Source organism: Thermobifida fusca NBRC 14071 = JCM 3263 (genome assembly GCF_001592045.1).
GTDB classification, from domain to species: Bacteria; Actinomycetota; Actinomycetes; order Streptosporangiales; family Streptosporangiaceae; genus Thermobifida; species Thermobifida fusca.
In genome coordinates this window covers 1-15,907 of record NZ_BCWB01000039.1, presented here as the reverse complement: position 1 = coordinate 15,907, position 15,907 = coordinate 1, and the positions used below count along the sequence as shown (strand labels likewise).

Sequence of the window (15,907 nt, the reverse complement as noted above, 5' to 3'; positions counted from 1 at the left end):
TTTCCTGGGCTCTGAGAAAACTCTACCTGATCTGAGGAGTGGTCGGTGCCGCCGCATCATGCTCCCCCACCGGATCGGGCGCGGCGGTCTGCCGCGGACGCAGTAGACCGATGGGGATGAGGGCCAGGGCAGCCAGGACCGCGGCCGCGCCGTAGTTGGCTGTGAACGCCCACCACTGCGGGTACGGGGAGCTTGCGGGGATGCTGGAGACCACGAGGGCCGCCGCCAGTTGGGCGGAGACCGCCATGGACACGTGGCGCACGATGGTGTTGACTCCGTTGGCGCTCCCCAGGTCGGTGAGGGGCACGGAGTCGGCGATGAGCATGGGAAGCGTCGCGTAGGTGACGCCGCCCGCCAAGCCGAGGACCGCTCCGCCGGTGAGCAGCGCCACGGGCTGGCTGCTCCCTGCGGCCAGGATGACCAGCCCAGCGCACCCAAGCGCCACCCCGAGAGCCAGCGGCAGCCGCGTGCCGAACCGGGCGACCAGCCGCCCGGTGAGCGGCCCCGCGAAGATGAGCAGCACCGCGCCGGGGAGCAGGAAGAGCCCGGAGTGGTCCACGTCCACCCCCAGTCCCACTCCGCTGCTCTTCGGCAACTGCACGATCTGCGGGACGAGGAAGAACATGACTCCGTGGCCAGTGGTCGCCAGCAGGGTGACCAGGTTGGCTGCCCAGACGTTGCGGCGGCGCATCACGTCGAGGTCCACAAGCGGGTGGGAGACCTTGCGTTCCACGACGAGGAACACCGCGAACGCCACGGCGCCCAGGGCGAGCAGGCCCAGGGTCCACGGCGCAGCCCAGCCCCATTCTTCGGCCCGGCTGACAGCGGTGAGCGGCCCGCCCAGCGCAAGGGTGAGCAGGATCGCTCCCAGCCAGTCGACGGTACCGGTCCGTTCTCCGCGGTCTGAGGGGATGGCGCCCGCCACGGTAGCCAGGGCGAGCAGGGCGACCGCGGCAGTAGCCCAGAACAGGCCTTTGTGGCCGAAGTGTCCCGCGACGAGCCCGCCTAGCGGCAGGCCGAGCGCGCCACCCACCCCGAACATGGAGCTGATGAGTCCCATGCCGAACGCGGCACGATCCCGGGGCAGGTGTGCGCTGAGGATCGCATAGGCGAGCGGGAACACGCCGCCGCCCACGCCCATGACGACTCTGCCCGCGATGATGGGGGCGAGCGAGTTACCGAGTGCCGCGATCGCGGCCCCGCCGCCGAAGATAGCGAGGATCGCGCAGAGCACCCGTTTGCGGCCGAAGAGGTCGCCAAGGCGTCCCGTCAGCACGGTGAGTCCGGCCGAGGAGACGAAGAACCCGGTGATCATCCAGGCCACCTGGCTGGCGCTGCTGCCCGTGGCTTCCTGCACCTGCGGGATCACCGGAACGATGGTGTTCTGTGCGGTGGCGTAGGCGAAGGAGGACACCACGAGCGGCGCGGTGATCCGCCACGGGGAAGCGGGGGTAGTCCTGGACGATCGCGCCATGCAGAGCTCCCGGGGGAAATGTTGTCTAGAACACACATCTGATGACAGGACGATAGAGGATGCGGGTGTGCGCGCATGGCCCGGCCTCGGGCTTCCCGGGAGGGCTGTGCCCGCGGATCGATACGGAATCGCGACCGTGCCGGGCCGTGAGCAGCCCAGCGGACAGGGAGCGGGCCATAGCAAGGGCGAGCGTTGTCGGCATTGGTTGCCCGCACAACGAGAAGCACGAGCAGCAGGGGCGCCTGCCCTGGGGGTCCTGGGAGATCCGGTGCAGGGTGCATACCGCGCAGAAAAGCCAGCACCCCGGTACCGCGGTGCTCGCGATACCGGGGTTTCGTGGTGCGCCATCAGGGACTCGAACCCCGAACCCGCTGATTAAGAGTCAGCTGCTCTGCCAGTTGAGCTAATGGCGCGTGCCGGATGCGCCGGTTTGTGCGTTCCGACGTCGGTAACTTTAGCAGGCCCTGCGGATCGCCGCGAACGGATTCGTCCCGTTCGTCGCCCGGCGTCCACCAGGGACGGCGGACGCCGGGCGACATGTGGTCATGACCATGTCAAAACCACGGTGAGGATGATGCCGATTGCCAGAATGACGCTGAGACCGACGAAGACGTACGGCAGGATCGGCCGTCGGGGTTCGGTCTCCTCCTCTCTGTTCTCGGCGACGAAACGCTGGAACTTCTGGGTCGAACCAGCCGGGTCGAGCTGCTCCTCGTTGTTGTACGACATGCATCTGACCCTAGCGATTTCCCGGGGGTGCGCATCCCCCTCCGACGGGTTTTTTCTCGCGGGGTTTCCGTAGGAAGACCGCTCCGGGAGCACCAGTCACCGTCCCCCAGCAGGAGGGGACGGGGCATAGCGCGCCTGGGCAAGCAACTGGGCGTGGAGCTGGGCGGAACGTCCGGTCCGCCGCAGGGCCAGCGCCGCGGCACCGTACTCGCCCGGGGCCGCAGTCACCGGCCGCACCCCGTAGCGTTCGCGGAGCGCGGTGCGCACCCGTTCGGCCACGGGGCCTTCGCGCAGCACTGAACCGGCCAGCACTACCGGGGTCTGCACCGGCGGGGCGAGGACCGCGGCCAGGCTTTCCAGCAGCCGGGAAGCCGCGGTGGAGACGATCTCCACGGCAGCGGCGTCTCCTTCTTCAGCCGCGGCGCACACTCGGGGGGCTAACGAGCCGAGTTCTGCAGGGAGCATGGAGTAGGCGGCTCCGATGAGCGCCTGCCGGCTCCCGGCGGGGACGTGGAGCGCGGCGGCCAGGCGCTCAGTGAGGACCGTGGCGCGGCCGCGCCCGTCCAAGGCGGCGAGTGCCGCGCGCAGGCCGGCGATGCCCAGCCACACGGCTGATCCTTCATCGCCCAGCAGCCAGCCGTATCCGTCGCAGCGGCGTTCGATCCGGCCGTCCCGGATGGTGGCGGCGACCGCTCCAGTCCCGGCGATGAGGACTGCGCCGCTGGGCTCCGCGGTACCGGCGGCGAACGCCACGACGATGTCGTCGCCGACCTCGGGGCGTCCGGGGAGTCCGAGCGTCCGCCAGGCCCGCAGCACGGTCTGCTCCGTGGTGGCCAGGCCCGCTGCCCCGGCACCGGCTACCCCGAATACCGCTGCTGCCACGCTGACCGGCCCGGCCTCGCGGAGTGACGCGGACACCGCGTTGATGAAGGACACCGCGGGGTCCGCGCTGGAGCGCTGATTGGCCCCTCCGGCACGGCCGCGGCCGCGGATGGTGCCGTCGAGGCCGACCAGGAGGCAGCGAGTGTGGGTGCCACCCGCGTCCACCCCGAGGACGACTTCTTCGTTCATGTTCCGCACCTTATAGACACCCGCCCCACCTCCAGCGACGCTCAGTGATACACCACACACTTTCAGTGCCGGTCGAATGTGGTCACTTCTTGGAGCAGCAACGAGGGATCTGTCACAGCGCCCGCCGCGGGGACGTACGCTTCTTTCTCCCGGTCACTGCCACCCGATTTCTTCGCACTGAGACGGACGACCTCGGGTAGAGGCGACTCCGATGGTCCGTCGCCTGGGATACCACCGGGGCGAACTCCGGATCACACTTATGTAGCAACCAAAATTGGCCTTTGCTCCCTTCCGCCCGTTGACGGGAGCTTTCGAAAGAAAGAAACTTTCCAACATGAATCAGATGGCGAAGAGAAGCGACAACGACGGTGTTCTCCCGCCCAAGGAGGGCGGCGCCACACCCAGCACGGTGCTGAAGATCCGCTCGTTGTTGCCCTCCCTGGCGCCCGCCGAACAACGCGTTGCCCAGCGGATCATCGACGATCCCGAAGGGGTGGCCAACTCTTCCATCACCCAGCTCGCTCGGGACTGCGACACCTCGGAAGCCACCGTCATCCGGTTCTGCCGCACCATCGACTTCGCCGGCTACCGGGAACTGCGGCTCCGCCTGGCATCCGAGGCAGGCCAGGCCCGGGGGGCGCGCGGCAGCGTCCAAGAGCTCACCGGCGACATCAACCCGGACGACACGCTCGTCACCGTGGTCCAGAAAATCGCCTACGCTGATGCGCGCGCCGTAGAAGACACCGGCTCCCAACTCGACATAGAAACCCTGCAGCGCGTTATCGAGCTCCTCGACGGAGCCCGCCGTATCGACATCTACGGTGTCGGCGCCAGCGCCTTCGTCGCTTCTGACTTCCAGCAGAAGCTGCACCGGATCGGCATGATCTCCCACGCCTGGACCGACGCCCACGCCATGCTGACCAGTGCCGCGGTGCTGCGCCCCGGGGATGTGGCCGTCGGCATCTCCCACAGCGGCTCCACCAGCGACACCGTCGGGGCACTCGCAGAAGCCCGCCGCAAAGGCGCCTCCACCATCGCCATCACGAACTTCCCGCGCTCACCCATCAGCGAGGTCAGCGACCACATCCTCACCACCGCAGCCCGCGAGACCACGTTCCGCTCCGGAGCGACTGCCAGCCGTCTCGCCCAGTTGACGGTGATCGACTGCGTGTTCGTCGGCCTTGCCCAACTGCGCTACGCCGACACCCGGGAAGCGCTGGAAGCCACCTACGAGGCGGTGCGTGGCCTCCGCATCTCCAGAGAGGAGCGGCGCCGGTCCTAAGCGCGCGTACTCCACCGCGGAGGGCCCCACCAGCACGGACATGAGACAGCGGTAGGCGGCGACCGAAGCACGGTCGCCACTGGCGAAGGAGATTGACATGCACACCGCACCGGTAGAGATCGTGCGCGCCCCCACAGAGGCGCGCAACAGCAGCACCAAAGACATCGACCTGCTGCCGACCGCGGACATCCTGCGGTTGATCAATGCCGAGGATGCGACCGTGCCCCGTGCCGTAGCGGAGGTTCTCCCCGAACTCGCCAAGGCTGTCGACCTCGGGGTGTCAGTGCTCCGCCACGGCGGACGGATCCACTACTTCGGGGCCGGCACCTCGGGCCGCCTTGCCACCATGGACGCTGCCGAACTTCCCCCCACCTTCGGCATCGCCCGGGACCGGGTGGTCGCCCACCATGCTGGCGGCCCCTCCGCGCTGATCCACGCCTGCGAAGGCATCGAAGACGACTTCTCCAGCGGGCGCGCCGACGCCGCCACGGTGACCTCTGCTGACCTCGCCATAGGCCTGACAGCGAGCGGCCGCACCCCCTACGTGGCCGGGGCTCTGGACCGTGCCCGCGAAGCAGGGGCCCGCACCGTCCTGGTCACCGCGGACCCCCACTCCGCGCTCGCCGCTGACGTGGACGTGCACATCGGCGTAGCGACCGGCGCCGAAGTCATCGCCGGCTCCACCCGGATGAAAGCGGGAACCGCGCAGAAGCTCATCCTCAACGCTTTCTCCACCGCGGTCATGGTCCGCCTCGGCTACACCTATTCCAACCTGATGGTCGGAGTGGTAGCCACCAACGCCAAACTGCGGGGACGGATGGTCACCATCCTCACCGAGGCCACCGGCCTGTCCGAAGAGGACTGCGCTGAAGCGCTCCACCGCGCCGACGGAGACACGCGGATCGCCCTGGTCTGCCTGCTCACCGGCGTGGACGTTCCCACTGCGGCCCACGCCCTGCACGCCGCGCACGGCTCAGTGCGCGCCGCGCTCCGGGAGCTCGCCCGCACCTAGCCCGGAGCGACGGCAGTGGTGCCGGCCCAGGCGTGGCTGGACTATCCCGCCTCGTCGGACCGTTCTGCGGCCAGCGCCTCCTCCACCGCGGTCTCCTGGGGCCCGAGGAACGTTGGCTCCGGCTGCACCGCCATGTCGAACAGCGCTTTGACGGAAGCAGGAACCTCCCGCGCGTACCCGTACAGCATGGCCGGGGCACGATCCTCCCACGCTGGATCGCCGACACCGACCACTTCGAGCCCTGCTGCCCGGCACAGCGCCACCGCACGAGGCAGATGGAAGGTCTGTGTGACGACAGTGACCGACTCCACGCCGAACACTGCGCGCGCCCGCACACACGACTCCCAGGTGCTGAACCCGGCGTAGTCGCGCGCGATCTTCACCGCGGGCACTCCGGCAGCGACCAGGTAGTCGTACATCACCTCGGTCTCGTTGTAGTGCTCCTGGCTGTTGTCCCCGCTCACCAGCAGAGCTTCGACCCGGCCTGAGCGGTAGAGTTCCGCGGCTGTCTCCAGCCGGCGCTCCAACAGCCGGGTGGGCTCCCCTTCCGGGGTCACCCCAGCTCCCAGCACCAAGGCCACTGGACGCTCCGGGGCCTCCCCGAGGGTGTAGCGGTCAGCCGCGGTGGTCAGGTGCAGCCACCCGATCGGTGCGGCTAGTGCTGCGCACAGGAGCAGCATGGCCCCCGCCACCACCCAGCCGCGTCGCACCGCGATTCCTCCGTTGTCGGTCGTGCGTTGCTGTTCCACCGTAGTCACGACCGGTGTGATGCGCAGAAAAGCCCCGATGTTCCGCTCCTCTGGCGGTGTGCCCCGTCCCCGCCCTGCAGCGCCCCGAGTTCCCTTCGTCCTCACCGAGACGATTGCCAGTTTCTGTCACTCTCTGCTGCTAATGATCAGAAAAGTACTCGGGTGGGAACGATCACCGTGGTGTCCCCACCGCACTGACGCACACGGGTGTAAGGAGGGAGGCTCATGCCGCGGCTCGCCATCGACGCGACGTGCCTTCCACAGTACGACCGCTTAGACCGCCCCACCCGAGAACGGCTGGCCGCGATCACCCGCAAGTTCCGGGAACTGCCTCTGCCCGCGCTGTTGTCCCACCCGGATCTGCGGATCCGGGAACTTCCGGAAGGACAGGATCCCCGTATCCGCACCTTCCGGATCAGCGACTCGTGGACCGGGGTCCTCCTCGCTCCCGAATCCGGAGAGACCTTCCTGCTGGTCCACCTGCTGCCCCGGGAGAACGCCGAGCAGTGGGCGGCCGACCAGCGCCACGACGTCAACAGGGTGATGGGCACGCTGGAGCGGCGCAACGCCACCGCGCTCGCCCAGCACACCGCAGCTCCGGCTACTCCCCCGGCGCCGACGCGGCCCGCCCTGTTCTCCGACATCAGTGACGAGGCCCTGCGCCAGCTCGGCGTGGACTCCGAAACCATCGCGTTCTGCCGCACCCTCACCTCGCGTGAGGAACTCGTCGACTGGAGCCCGGCGATCCCGCAGGACCAGTACGAGGTGCTGCTCCACCTGCTGGACGGCATGCCCGTCGACCAGGTGATGCGCGAAGTGGTGCAGCCGCGCCGTGCGCTCTCGGGCGGCTCCGTTGCCTCGGACGACTACGACACCGCTATCCGCAACACCCGGCACCGGGTGATGCTGGTCGACGACGATGCCGACATTGAAGAGGTGCTGGGCCGCGAATTCGACGCGTGGCGGGTCTTCCTCCACCCCACCCAGCGCACCCTGGCCTACCGGCCGGTGTTCAACGGCCCGGTCCTGGTCCACGGCGGCCCTGGCACCGGGAAGACGGTGGTGGCCTTGCACCGCGTCAAATACCTGGCGGAACACCTGCCGCTGGGCGGCCGGATCCTCCTGACCAGCTTCACCAACGCCCTGGTGGAAGCGGTGCGGCGGGATCTGGCCCTGCTCCTCGACGAGGAGCTGCGCGCCGACGTGGACGTCATCACCGCGGACAAGCTCGCGCTGGATATCGTCCGCGAAGAGTGGCCCGAAGTCAGCCTGCGCCCGGAGTCGGATACGCGCGGCCTGTTCGCCAACGTGGTCAGCAAGCACTCCCTGCCCTGGTCGGCTGATTTCGTGTTCCAGGAGTACCGGCATGTCGTGATGGCCCAGGACATCACCACCGTCGACGGCTACCTGGACCCGGATGCCCGGCGCGGCCGGTCCCGGCCGCTGACCGTGGACGAGCGGCGGGAAGTGTGGCACGCCATCGCGACAGCACGTGCGTTGATGCGGCGGACCAAGCAGCTGTCGGCCCTGGAACTGCACGCGGAGGCGACCCGGATCCTCAACGCACGCACGGAGAAGCCGTACACCAACGTTGTCGTCGACGAGGGCCAGGACCTGCACCCAGCGCAGTGGCGGACGTTGCGGGCCGCGGTCGCGCCCGGCCCCAACGACATGTTCATCGCCGGGGACAACCGACAGCGCATCTACGACAACACCGTGTCTTTCCGCCAGTTGGGGATCAACGTGGTGGGCCGCTCGTACCCGTTGCGGATGAACTACCGCACCACCACTGAGATCCTGACCTGGGCTGAGCAGATCATGCAGGGGGAGGATGCCGGGCTGGGCATGGATGCCGCGGAGCCGGCCGGGGTGACCCGGTCGCTGCTGCAGGGTGCCCCGCCTGTGCTCTACGGGGCGCCGGATGCCGCCGCTGAACTGGTGGCGCTCGCCCGCCAGGTCCGTTCGTGGCTGGCCAAGGGGATCGCTCCCGGGGATATCTGTGTGACGGCACGCACCCGCCGCGGGGTCACGGAGGTGGTGAGCGCGCTGCGCCGCCACGGCATCCCCGCCGCACGGTTCAACCCGCAGCAGCACACCGTGGACGACTCCGCGGACGCGGTCCGGGTCACCACCATGCACGGGGTGAAAGGTCTGGAGTTCCGCGCGGTCGCGGTGACCGGGGTGACCGCGACCGCGCTGCCGTTGATGGACCACGTCACCAGTCCGGACCTGGATGAAAACCAGCACCGCTCCGATCTGGCCGCGCAGCGCAGTCTGCTGTACGTGGCCTGCACTCGGGCGCGTGAGGCGCTGTATGTGAGCTGGCACGGCGATCCCAGCCCGTTCCTTCCCCTCCGGTGATCCGGGCCGGGGTGCCGCTGCCACGGCAGGCCCGGGCGCCGCGGAGAGCCGGGACGTGCTGCAAGACGGGCGGTCTCGCCGCCGACCCCGGAGTTATCCACAGGTTCCTGGTGAGGGCTGTTGCCGCAGGGCTGGGCTTCCTAGGGTGACTTTCGCCGCGTCACCCACCGGGTGGTTCTCCTTGCCTACGCGGCACGCATCTCGACTGTCCGGGGAGGCTGAGATGGACGTTCGGGAACTGGTGTGGGCGGTCCGTGGGGCGCCTCTGGTGCTGCGGATCCAAGAATTCTTGGGGTGGTTGGGCGACCAGCGGCGCCTGTCGCGCATTCCGCTTCCCGCACCTCAAGGGCACCGCCGCTACACGTACGTGAGCCTGGGCTCGTGGGTGCGGGTCCGGGACGAATCCCGGCGGCGCAGCGTACCTTCGCTGGGCGAGGAAGCCGCGCTGCTGGACCTCTTAGTCACCGCTCGGATGCTGGAAGTGGTGGTGGACCAGCGGGAACGGATCCCTGGCGAGGTGGTGCGGGAGCATGCGTGGGTCCTGCCTGGACCGGCCTATCCGCTCCTGCCCGACGATGCCGCACGGGTGTGGCGGGCGGGGGTGGAGCTGCTTCCGCTGCTGTGGGAGCACTCTGTTTCCCACGCTCCGGCGGGCTGTCCGCTTCCCGCGCAGTGGCTGGACCGGCTGGACGCCGCCGAGGGAGGCATGCTCCCCCGCCGCATTCTCTGCGGTGAGAAGCGGCAGGGTGACGCTGCAGCCGCGACTCGGTTGCTGGAGTCGCTGAGCCTGGTGCGTTTCCGCTACGACCTGGACCTGGGCGAGTGCTGTGTGCTCACCCCGCTGGGACGGCATGCGGCGACGCTGCTGCGCCGTGTCGGGGTTGTGGCGGAATCACAGGACGCCCTGCCCGAGGTGGCGTCGAGCTGACCGTAAATGCTGCACCTCCTCCGGGTGCTCCCGTATCCGCGGGCACCCGGAGGAAAGCCCCTCGGTTCCCACGCTGGGAGGATGTCGAGCAAGCCAGCGGCAGCCGGGTCGGCGCGGATGCGTTCCACGAGCACTGGCGGGGAGGCCTGGCCATCACCGGTTTCGGGTGCAGTTCTCCGCACGGCGGGCCCGCTCGGGCCCGGGGTTCGCGGTGCGGTTCTGTGTCGGGTCGGGCTTTCTGGTGGGTGTTGAGCGGTATAAGTCTTTCCGGAGCACTGCGCTCACGGAACTTGCGCGGGTGAGAAATCCCCTCCCCTGTGGATAGGGGAAAGAGTCAATATGCTCCGTTCCGGTCAGCGGGCTGGTGAGGACCCGAGCAGAGTACGGGACCGTACGCGGCGGGTCTTGGGCCATGCTCTAATTCCGTCTATCGAGCCGCGTTGGGAGCCTTCTTTGGAATACCGCATCACCGCCGAGCTGACACTTCCTGTCGGTGCGACCGGGCTCGACGGCCTCCAGCAGCAGGGAGCCGCCGCGCTGCTCTCCGAGTGGCTTGACCGAGTGGCGACGGTGGAGGGTCCTGAAGGAGTGGAGATCACCCCCTACGACCACCGGTTGAAAGTCAGTTCCACCGGGGCGGTGGTCGAACTGCTGGTGGACGCTCCCGCGTTGAGTTTCGCGGAGAACGGCGCGGAAGCTCTGCTCCACGAGATCCTGGAACGCACCGAGCTGCTCGCCGACTGGCAAGTGGGCAAGTGCGAAGTCACGGTCAGCGACGCCGAACTCGCCGAAGCTTTGGAGGGGCGGCCCGAGGAGGAGCCGGTGGCTACCAGGGTCGGTCTGCCGATTGAGGATGTCACCGCGCAGCGCCGCCGCCTCCTGGCCCTCAGTTCCCGGTTGCGTGCGTTCGAGCTCGAATCCTTCGGTCCCCCCACCGAGGATCCGGACAGCCGGTTCCTCGCCGCGGGCGCTCTCATCGATCGGGCGTCCGTGCTGACTGAGGAGCTGCTCCTGGACATCATGACGTTGGACGAGGAGGCGGAGTCCCTCGACAAGGACGAGGCGCACTGGACGGCTGACGACTCCGAAGGCCTGTTCGTTCTCCACGACCTCCCGGTCCGCTATCGGCACCACTACGACCTCAGCTTCGCGAAGAAGTTCCTCATCACCGCGTCCGTGGTCTACTCCCGGTTGACCGCTTCGCCGTGGGTGCCCCCCGCGTCCACTGCTGAGTCGTTGGCGCTGTATTTGCTCGTGGAGAACGCTAAAGAACTGCTGGTGTCGTTTGCCGCGGTGGATCCGGACGAGGTCACCGCGATGTTCGCGGTGTTCGAAAGCCACGCCTACCGACACCACGACCATGAATGGCTCTACCTGGAGGACTTGGACACCGCGGACCCGGAGGACTCTGCTGCCGACCCTTTGGGGTTCCTCGCGCAGGACGCCCACTCCTGGTTCGTCCCGTATCCGGACGTGGAGAACCCTGCTCTGCACCCCTATGTGATCGAGGACGACGACTGATCCGGTCCGCGACATCGCGCGGGTGAGGCCCGGGTCTGGGCGCGACCGAAAATACGGGGCGGTTTCGGCCGCGGCGCGGGGTGGGGCTTGCAGCGGTGCGGCGGTCTGCTGCGGGAGACGGACGGCCGCCCACACCGGGTGGGCACCGGGTGTGAGCAGCGCTCCTTGTGGTGTGGGACGGCCGGTATCGGGAAGCGGACGTGCAGGGCAGTCTGCGGGTTTGCGCGGCGTTCGGCGGGCAGCACACCTCGGACTCCGCGGTTATGGACAGTCCATAACTGTGTTTGAGGTCACTAGAGCGCCGCGCAAACCCGCAGGTCGCACTCCGCCCGCGAAAAATCTTCGGACATACATTCGAAAATCCTGGAATTAACCGCTCTGACCTGGTGTTTTACCAAGGTAAGAGGCCGTGTTCCCGCTCCCGTTTTCTCATGCTTCGCGGTGGTTTGCCGAAATTCCCCGAAGCGCAGATTCCCAGAAGAAGCGGTGGCCGCCCGTCTTCTCCTCACGCGATGTCCCACGTCAAACACGGTGACCGGAGGGAAACAGCCCGTGCCGCAACTCGCGATCGCCCCGACGTTCCTCAACGACTTCTCCCGCTTGGACAGCGGGGTCCAGCACACGGTCCTGACCGCGGTGCGGTCCTACCTGGCCGGTGACAGCGGGCGCCTGCAGGCTGTCACGGACGCCTCCGACCCGCGAGTGCGGGTACTGCAGATCAGCCCGGACTGGTCCGGTATCGTCGCCCCCTCCCAGGAAGGCTCCTACTGCCTGGTGGGGGTCCGCCGCCACGACGAAGCAATCTCCTATGCCCGCACCTACCGGGCTCCTGGCGGTCTGGAACTGGACCTCGTGGAAATGCCTGCGCCGCCCGAGCCCGCCGAGGCCGCGGCTCCGGTGCGCGGCCCCGCAGACCTGGCCGACGCTCTCGCACTGCCTTTCGCGGAGTGGCGGCTGAGCCTCGACCCGGACCACCAGCGCCTGGCCACCGCACATTTCGCCGGTTCGGCCCAGGCCACCGGCGGCCCCGGCACGGGGAAGACCGTGCTCGCCCTGCACCGTGCCGCGTACCTGGCTGAGCGGGACGCGGTGGAGTATGGCCCGGCAGCCCGGCCGAGCGTGCTGCTCACCACGGGAAGCCGCACCCTCGCGCAGACGCTCAGCGCCCAGTTGGACCGGTTGGTGTCCGCTCCGGATGTACGCCGCCGGATCGAGGTCGTCACCGTGGACAGCCTGGCCCGCGGGGTGCTGAGCGAGAGCACGGGCATCCCGCCGGAGATCCTCAGCGATGAGGAGCTCGCGGAGCGGTGGCGCACCGCAGCGCGGATCGACGGCCTGCCGTTCTCCGGCCGTTTCCTCGTCGACGAATGGCAGCAGGTGATCCTGGCCCAGGACCTCACCTCGCTGGCCGACTACATCCGCTGCGAGCGCAACGGACGGATGCTGCACCTGGCACCTGAGTTCCGGCCCCACGTCTGGGAGGCGATCCAGCGGTACACCGGGGCCATGCGCGCCGCAGGGGAATGGTCCTATCCCCAGGTGGCGCACGAAGCAGCACGGGCGCTGCGCACCCAAGGGCCGCGTTACCGGCACATCGTCGTCACCGAATCCCAAGACCTGCACCCGGCGCACTGGCGGCTGCTGCGCGCCGCGGTCCCCGAGGGGCCCGACGACCTGTTCCTCCTCGGTGATCCGGCGCAGCGGCTCGTCGACACCCGGGTCTCGCTGGCGTCGCTGGGCATCAATGTCCGAGGCCGCGGCCACCGGCTGCGGACCAGCTACCGGGTCAGCCAGGAGATCCTCGACTGGGCACTGCCGATTTTGGGCCGCAGCACAGGCCCGGCCGCCGAAGGGTACGCCTCCGTGCTGCACGGACCCGAACCGGTGGTGCAGGGCTGCGCGAGCCGCGCGGAGGAGTGGACCGCGCTGAGCGAGTGGCTCCAGGCGCAGTTGGCGGCGGGCGCCCAGCCCGAGTCGATCGCGGTCGCCGGACGCAACCAGTGGGTGGTGCGCATCATCACGAAAGAACTCCATGCGAACGGGATCGCGACCGCCCCGCTGAACTCTTCCGCCGACGTGGATGCGGTGCGGGTGGGCACGCTGCACGGGCTGAAGGGGCAGGAGTTCCGTTACGTGGCCCTGGTGGGGCTGAGCGAACCGCTGCTGCCGCCCAAGGCCGCCATCAGCGCCGCCGAAGGGGACCCGGTGGCCATGGAGCAGGTCTACCAGGAGGAACGCCACCTGCTCTTCACGGCGTGCACGCGCGCCCGGGACGCCCTGTACGTCTCCTACGTGGGAGCGCCCAGCCAGTTGCTCCCGGAGTCGGTGCACCTGGCCCGTTGAGGGCGCGGGCGGCCTGCCTGGCGGTTCCCGCTGGGCAGGCCCGCCTGCCCGCCGGCCGCAGCCTGGTGAGGCGGGCTCCGAATGCCGCGCTGGGCATCACGACCCGGCGCGGACTTCGATGTTGTCCACGGTGAGCACGTTGCTGTGCGCGACTGGGCGGGACACGTCGACGTCGGTGACGATCATGAAGGGCAAGAGCAGCGGGGGCGGAAAGTCAGGGGTGAAGACCAGGGGGATGCCGAGGATCCGCACTTTCATGCGGGTGACGTACATGACGACATCGCCCTGCATGGTCATGTCGGGCAGGTCGATAGAGACCTTCTCCTCCCCGTCCATCCACCACAGCACGGCGTTGTCGAAGTCGGCGCGGCTCATCCCGAGTTTGAGGTAGCGGTCCGTGCCGGCGGACGTGGGGTATTCCACGACTCCGGCAAAGTAGGAGCCGCTCATGATGATGCGGTCCGCGGTGAGGCCGCTGGTGGTTGGGGAGGCGGGGAAGCGGTCGTCGGCTTGCAGCGTCTGGACCTCGGGGAGGTCTCCGGTCTCTGCGGCGTGCTGGCAGGCTTCGACCGCGTCAAGGAATTCTTCTTCGGTGACCTCCTCGTCGACGGGGCCAGTCCGGATCTCGCATTCGGTGTCGGGTTCGGACTCTTCGTCGTCCGTCTCCTCGTCGTCCTCGCCGTCGGCCGCTTCGTCGCCGGGCTCGGGGTTCTCCGGGTCTTCCTCGGCGGGCTCTGTGCCCGGTTCCGGCGGGTCTGCTGGCTGCGCCGAGGGGGCGGGGGTTGGCGTTCCGGGGGTGTCTTGCGGCTCGCTTTGTTCGTTTCCTCCGCGGTTGAACCATTGGTCCCACGGCCACCACCAGTCGGCGGGGGCGGAGGCGAGGACGAGGGTGAGGGCGAGCGGGGCGGCGACGAGCGCGTGTGTGGTGCTGCCGCGCTGCCCGCCGCGGTCGGGCGTGGTGGTGTCGGGTTCGCGGTCTTCGTCGTGGTCTTCGTCGTCAGCTGGTTCTGTCTCTGCGGTAGGAGAGGACTCCGCGGGGGCTGTCTCGGTGTCGGTCCGGTCGCGCTGGCGGCGTTTGGGGGGACGGTGGGGCTCCCACGCGAAGATGAGTGCACCGCCGATGATGCCGAGCAGCATGCCGATGACGAAGCCGCCGAAATTGGAGGTGAGGAAGGAGGCCAGGGAGAGGAGGACCGCCACGATGCCGTAGAAGGCGCGTTGCGCGGGGTGCAGCCAAGCCAGGACACCGAGTGCGACCAGCGCGGCTCCGATGAGGTAGCCGGAGATTCCCGCGATTCCCTGGTAGACGAGGAACGGCAGGGGGGCGAGGGGCGCCGCTACGATCTCGGCCCCGGCGAGGATCGTCAGGAGTCCTCCCCACAGCGGTCGGGAGCGGCGCCACCTTGCGAACGGCCCCACCGCGCGGTGGGAGGTCCGTGCATGCTGAGTCATCGGATCAGAAGCATTCGTGGGTGCCGGGCTTCACGTTGAGTTTGAGTCCAGACAGCCGCAGGGTTCCGGAGCTGACCGCCCAGGAGACCATGGTGAGGTCGTTGATGGTCACGGTGTCGGATTGCAGGGCGAAGGCTCCGGAGTCGCCTTGGGGACCGGACACCTTGTTCAGGGTGCTGGCGTCGCGGCCGATCTCGATAGCGGAGAAGTGGGCGTTGCCGTTGAGCTGTTCGACGTCGACGACCATGTTGGTCGCGGTGACGGGGGTTTTCTCCCCGGCGCGGATGAGGAGTGTCGCTTTTCCGATGGGCAGGTCGAGCAGTGCCGACATGCACATGTCGGAGAGTTCGGCTTCTTCGATGATGGAGAGTCCTACTGGGCGGGAGGTCTTGTCGACCGAGGTTGCGACGTCCCCGTACTGGGCGAACCCGGTGCCTTCCAGGTGGGATGCGGAGATCTTGAAGTTGTCTCCGGACACCGCGAAGGAGGCGGCGAGCAGTCCTTGGGTGGTGGCCGCGCCAAGGACCCCCGCTGCGACTAGTCCGGGCAGGGCGACGTAGGCGAATTTGCGCCACGCAGTGCCGCCGTTGGGGGATTCGGTGAGAGTCTCGTCGGCCATGGGCTTCCTCCTGGTCCCGTGCTCGACGTGGGGGGTGGCGTGGGGTGGGAGGTTGGGGGCTTGTGCCCGCCTCCGCTTGGTGTGTTACATAGACCACATCTACTGGTCAGTAGGGTCGAACATTACAATAGCCAATGTCACATTGCCAAGTGTCTTAGTTCACATTACAGACACGTGAGCGTGTGACAACCACCCCTCCACCCGACCGCCAGGGGGCACTTGATGACCCACGAGCAGCACTCCACCCTTCCCACCGGGGACGACGACCGGTTCGACTACGACGTCATCGTCGTCGGTTCAGGATTCGGCGGCTCAGTCAGCGCGCTGCGCCTTACCGAGAAGGGCTACCGGGTCGGAGTCCTCGAG

Annotated in this window: 13 protein-coding genes and 1 tRNA gene; 7 read left to right on the top strand and 7 right to left on the bottom strand. The window is 68.3% G+C overall.

Going from position 1 to position 15,907, the window contains the following annotated elements; genetic code table 11:
- Nucleotides 1–22: 22 nt before the first annotated feature.
- The 4 genes from TF1_RS09280 to TF1_RS09265 all read right to left on the bottom strand — a co-directional run bounded on the left by TF1_RS09280 (nucleotide 23) and on the right by TF1_RS09265 (nucleotide 3,274).
- The gene (locus TF1_RS09280; protein ID WP_011292743.1) at nucleotides 23–1,474 is read right to left on the bottom strand and encodes an MFS transporter; all 1,452 of its coding nucleotides are present in this window, start codon (nucleotides 1,472–1,474) and stop codon (nucleotides 23–25) included.
- 337 nt (nucleotides 1,475–1,811) lie between these two features.
- Nucleotides 1,812–1,887 (bottom strand) — tRNA-Lys (locus TF1_RS09275).
- Nucleotides 1,888–2,017: 130 nt separating this feature from the next.
- Nucleotides 2,018–2,203 carry a hypothetical protein gene (locus TF1_RS09270; protein WP_011292744.1) on the bottom strand — a complete coding sequence of 62 codons (186 nt, stop codon included), beginning with the start codon at nucleotides 2,201–2,203 and terminating at the stop codon, nucleotides 2,018–2,020.
- Nucleotides 2,204–2,299: 96 nt separating this feature from the next.
- Nucleotides 2,300–3,274 (bottom strand): N-acetylglucosamine kinase, encoded by a 975-nt coding sequence (locus TF1_RS09265; RefSeq protein ID WP_011292745.1) that lies wholly within the window; start codon nucleotides 3,272–3,274, stop codon nucleotides 2,300–2,302.
- 343 nt (nucleotides 3,275–3,617) lie between these two features.
- On the opposite strand from TF1_RS09265, the gene TF1_RS09260 reads away from it, so the two are divergent.
- Both TF1_RS09260 and murQ read left to right on the top strand, forming a co-directional pair.
- Nucleotides 3,618–4,556, top strand: a complete 939-nt coding sequence (locus TF1_RS09260; RefSeq protein WP_016189083.1) for a MurR/RpiR family transcriptional regulator — start codon at nucleotides 3,618–3,620, stop codon at nucleotides 4,554–4,556.
- 97 nt (nucleotides 4,557–4,653) lie between these two features.
- Nucleotides 4,654–5,568: an N-acetylmuramic acid 6-phosphate etherase gene (gene murQ, locus TF1_RS09255; RefSeq protein WP_011292747.1), complete on the top strand. Its 915-nt coding sequence runs from the start codon at nucleotides 4,654–4,656 to the stop codon at nucleotides 5,566–5,568.
- Between the two features lie 41 nt (nucleotides 5,569–5,609).
- On the opposite strand, the gene TF1_RS09250 is transcribed toward murQ, so the two are convergent.
- Nucleotides 5,610–6,248: a SanA/YdcF family protein gene (locus tag TF1_RS09250; protein WP_255266163.1), complete on the bottom strand. Its 639-nt coding sequence runs from the start codon at nucleotides 6,246–6,248 to the stop codon at nucleotides 5,610–5,612.
- Nucleotides 6,249–6,542: 294 nt separating this feature from the next.
- Here TF1_RS09250 and TF1_RS09245 point away from each other — a divergent pair, with 294 nt between their 5' ends.
- From TF1_RS09245 to TF1_RS09230, 4 genes are all read left to right on the top strand, one after another.
- Nucleotides 6,543–8,678: a 3'-5' exonuclease gene (locus TF1_RS09245; RefSeq protein WP_011292749.1), complete on the top strand. Its 2,136-nt coding sequence runs from the start codon at nucleotides 6,543–6,545 to the stop codon at nucleotides 8,676–8,678.
- A 223-nt stretch (nucleotides 8,679–8,901) separates the two neighbouring features.
- The gene (locus tag TF1_RS09240; RefSeq protein ID WP_016189085.1) at nucleotides 8,902–9,606 is read left to right on the top strand and encodes a hypothetical protein; all 705 of its coding nucleotides are present in this window, start codon (nucleotides 8,902–8,904) and stop codon (nucleotides 9,604–9,606) included.
- 453 nt (nucleotides 9,607–10,059) lie between these two features.
- The gene (locus tag TF1_RS09235; RefSeq protein ID WP_016189086.1) at nucleotides 10,060–11,127 is read left to right on the top strand and encodes a hypothetical protein; all 1,068 of its coding nucleotides are present in this window, start codon (nucleotides 10,060–10,062) and stop codon (nucleotides 11,125–11,127) included.
- Nucleotides 11,128–11,679: 552 nt separating this feature from the next.
- Nucleotides 11,680–13,470, top strand: coding sequence for a 3'-5' exonuclease (locus TF1_RS09230; protein ID WP_061783819.1), 1,791 nt, complete (start codon nucleotides 11,680–11,682; stop codon nucleotides 13,468–13,470).
- Nucleotides 13,471–13,566: 96 nt separating this feature from the next.
- Here the strand turns inward: TF1_RS09230 and TF1_RS09225 are convergent, their stop codons facing one another.
- The gene (locus TF1_RS09225) at nucleotides 13,567–14,922 is read right to left on the bottom strand and encodes a DUF6114 domain-containing protein (RefSeq protein ID WP_011292753.1); all 1,356 of its coding nucleotides are present in this window, start codon (nucleotides 14,920–14,922) and stop codon (nucleotides 13,567–13,569) included.
- Nucleotides 14,923–14,926: 4 nt separating this feature from the next.
- Nucleotides 14,927–15,541, bottom strand: a complete 615-nt coding sequence (locus TF1_RS09220) for a DUF6230 family protein (protein WP_016189089.1) — start codon at nucleotides 15,539–15,541, stop codon at nucleotides 14,927–14,929.
- Nucleotides 15,542–15,763: 222 nt separating this feature from the next.
- Here TF1_RS09220 and TF1_RS15860 point away from each other — a divergent pair.
- A partial coding sequence (locus tag TF1_RS15860; protein ID WP_156482497.1) for an FAD-binding protein occupies nucleotides 15,764–15,907 on the top strand: 144 nt, incomplete at its 3' end.

What these genes read in the sequence shown, in the direction of transcription:
- TF1_RS09280 (WP_011292743.1), bottom strand. Translation starts at nt 1,474, where the DNA reads ATGGCGCGATCGTCCAGGACTACCCCCGCTTCCCCGTGGCGGATCACC.
- TF1_RS09270 (WP_011292744.1), bottom strand. Translation starts at nt 2,203, where the DNA reads ATGTCGTACAACAACGAGGAGCAGCTCGACCCGGCTGGTTCGACCCAG.
- TF1_RS09265 (WP_011292745.1), bottom strand. Translation starts at nt 3,274, where the DNA reads ATGAACGAAGAAGTCGTCCTCGGGGTGGACGCGGGTGGCACCCACACT.
- TF1_RS09260 (WP_016189083.1), top strand. Translation starts at nt 3,618, where the DNA reads ATGGCGAAGAGAAGCGACAACGACGGTGTTCTCCCGCCCAAGGAGGGC.
- murQ (WP_011292747.1), top strand. Translation starts at nt 4,654, where the DNA reads ATGCACACCGCACCGGTAGAGATCGTGCGCGCCCCCACAGAGGCGCGC.
- TF1_RS09250 (WP_255266163.1), bottom strand. Translation starts at nt 6,248, where the DNA reads ATGCTGCTCCTGTGCGCAGCACTAGCCGCACCGATCGGGTGGCTGCAC.
- TF1_RS09245 (WP_011292749.1), top strand. Translation starts at nt 6,543, where the DNA reads ATGCCGCGGCTCGCCATCGACGCGACGTGCCTTCCACAGTACGACCGC.
- TF1_RS09240 (WP_016189085.1), top strand. Translation starts at nt 8,902, where the DNA reads ATGGACGTTCGGGAACTGGTGTGGGCGGTCCGTGGGGCGCCTCTGGTG.
- TF1_RS09225 (WP_011292753.1), bottom strand. Translation starts at nt 14,922, where the DNA reads ATGACTCAGCATGCACGGACCTCCCACCGCGCGGTGGGGCCGTTCGCA.
- TF1_RS09220 (WP_016189089.1), bottom strand. Translation starts at nt 15,541, where the DNA reads ATGGCCGACGAGACTCTCACCGAATCCCCCAACGGCGGCACTGCGTGG.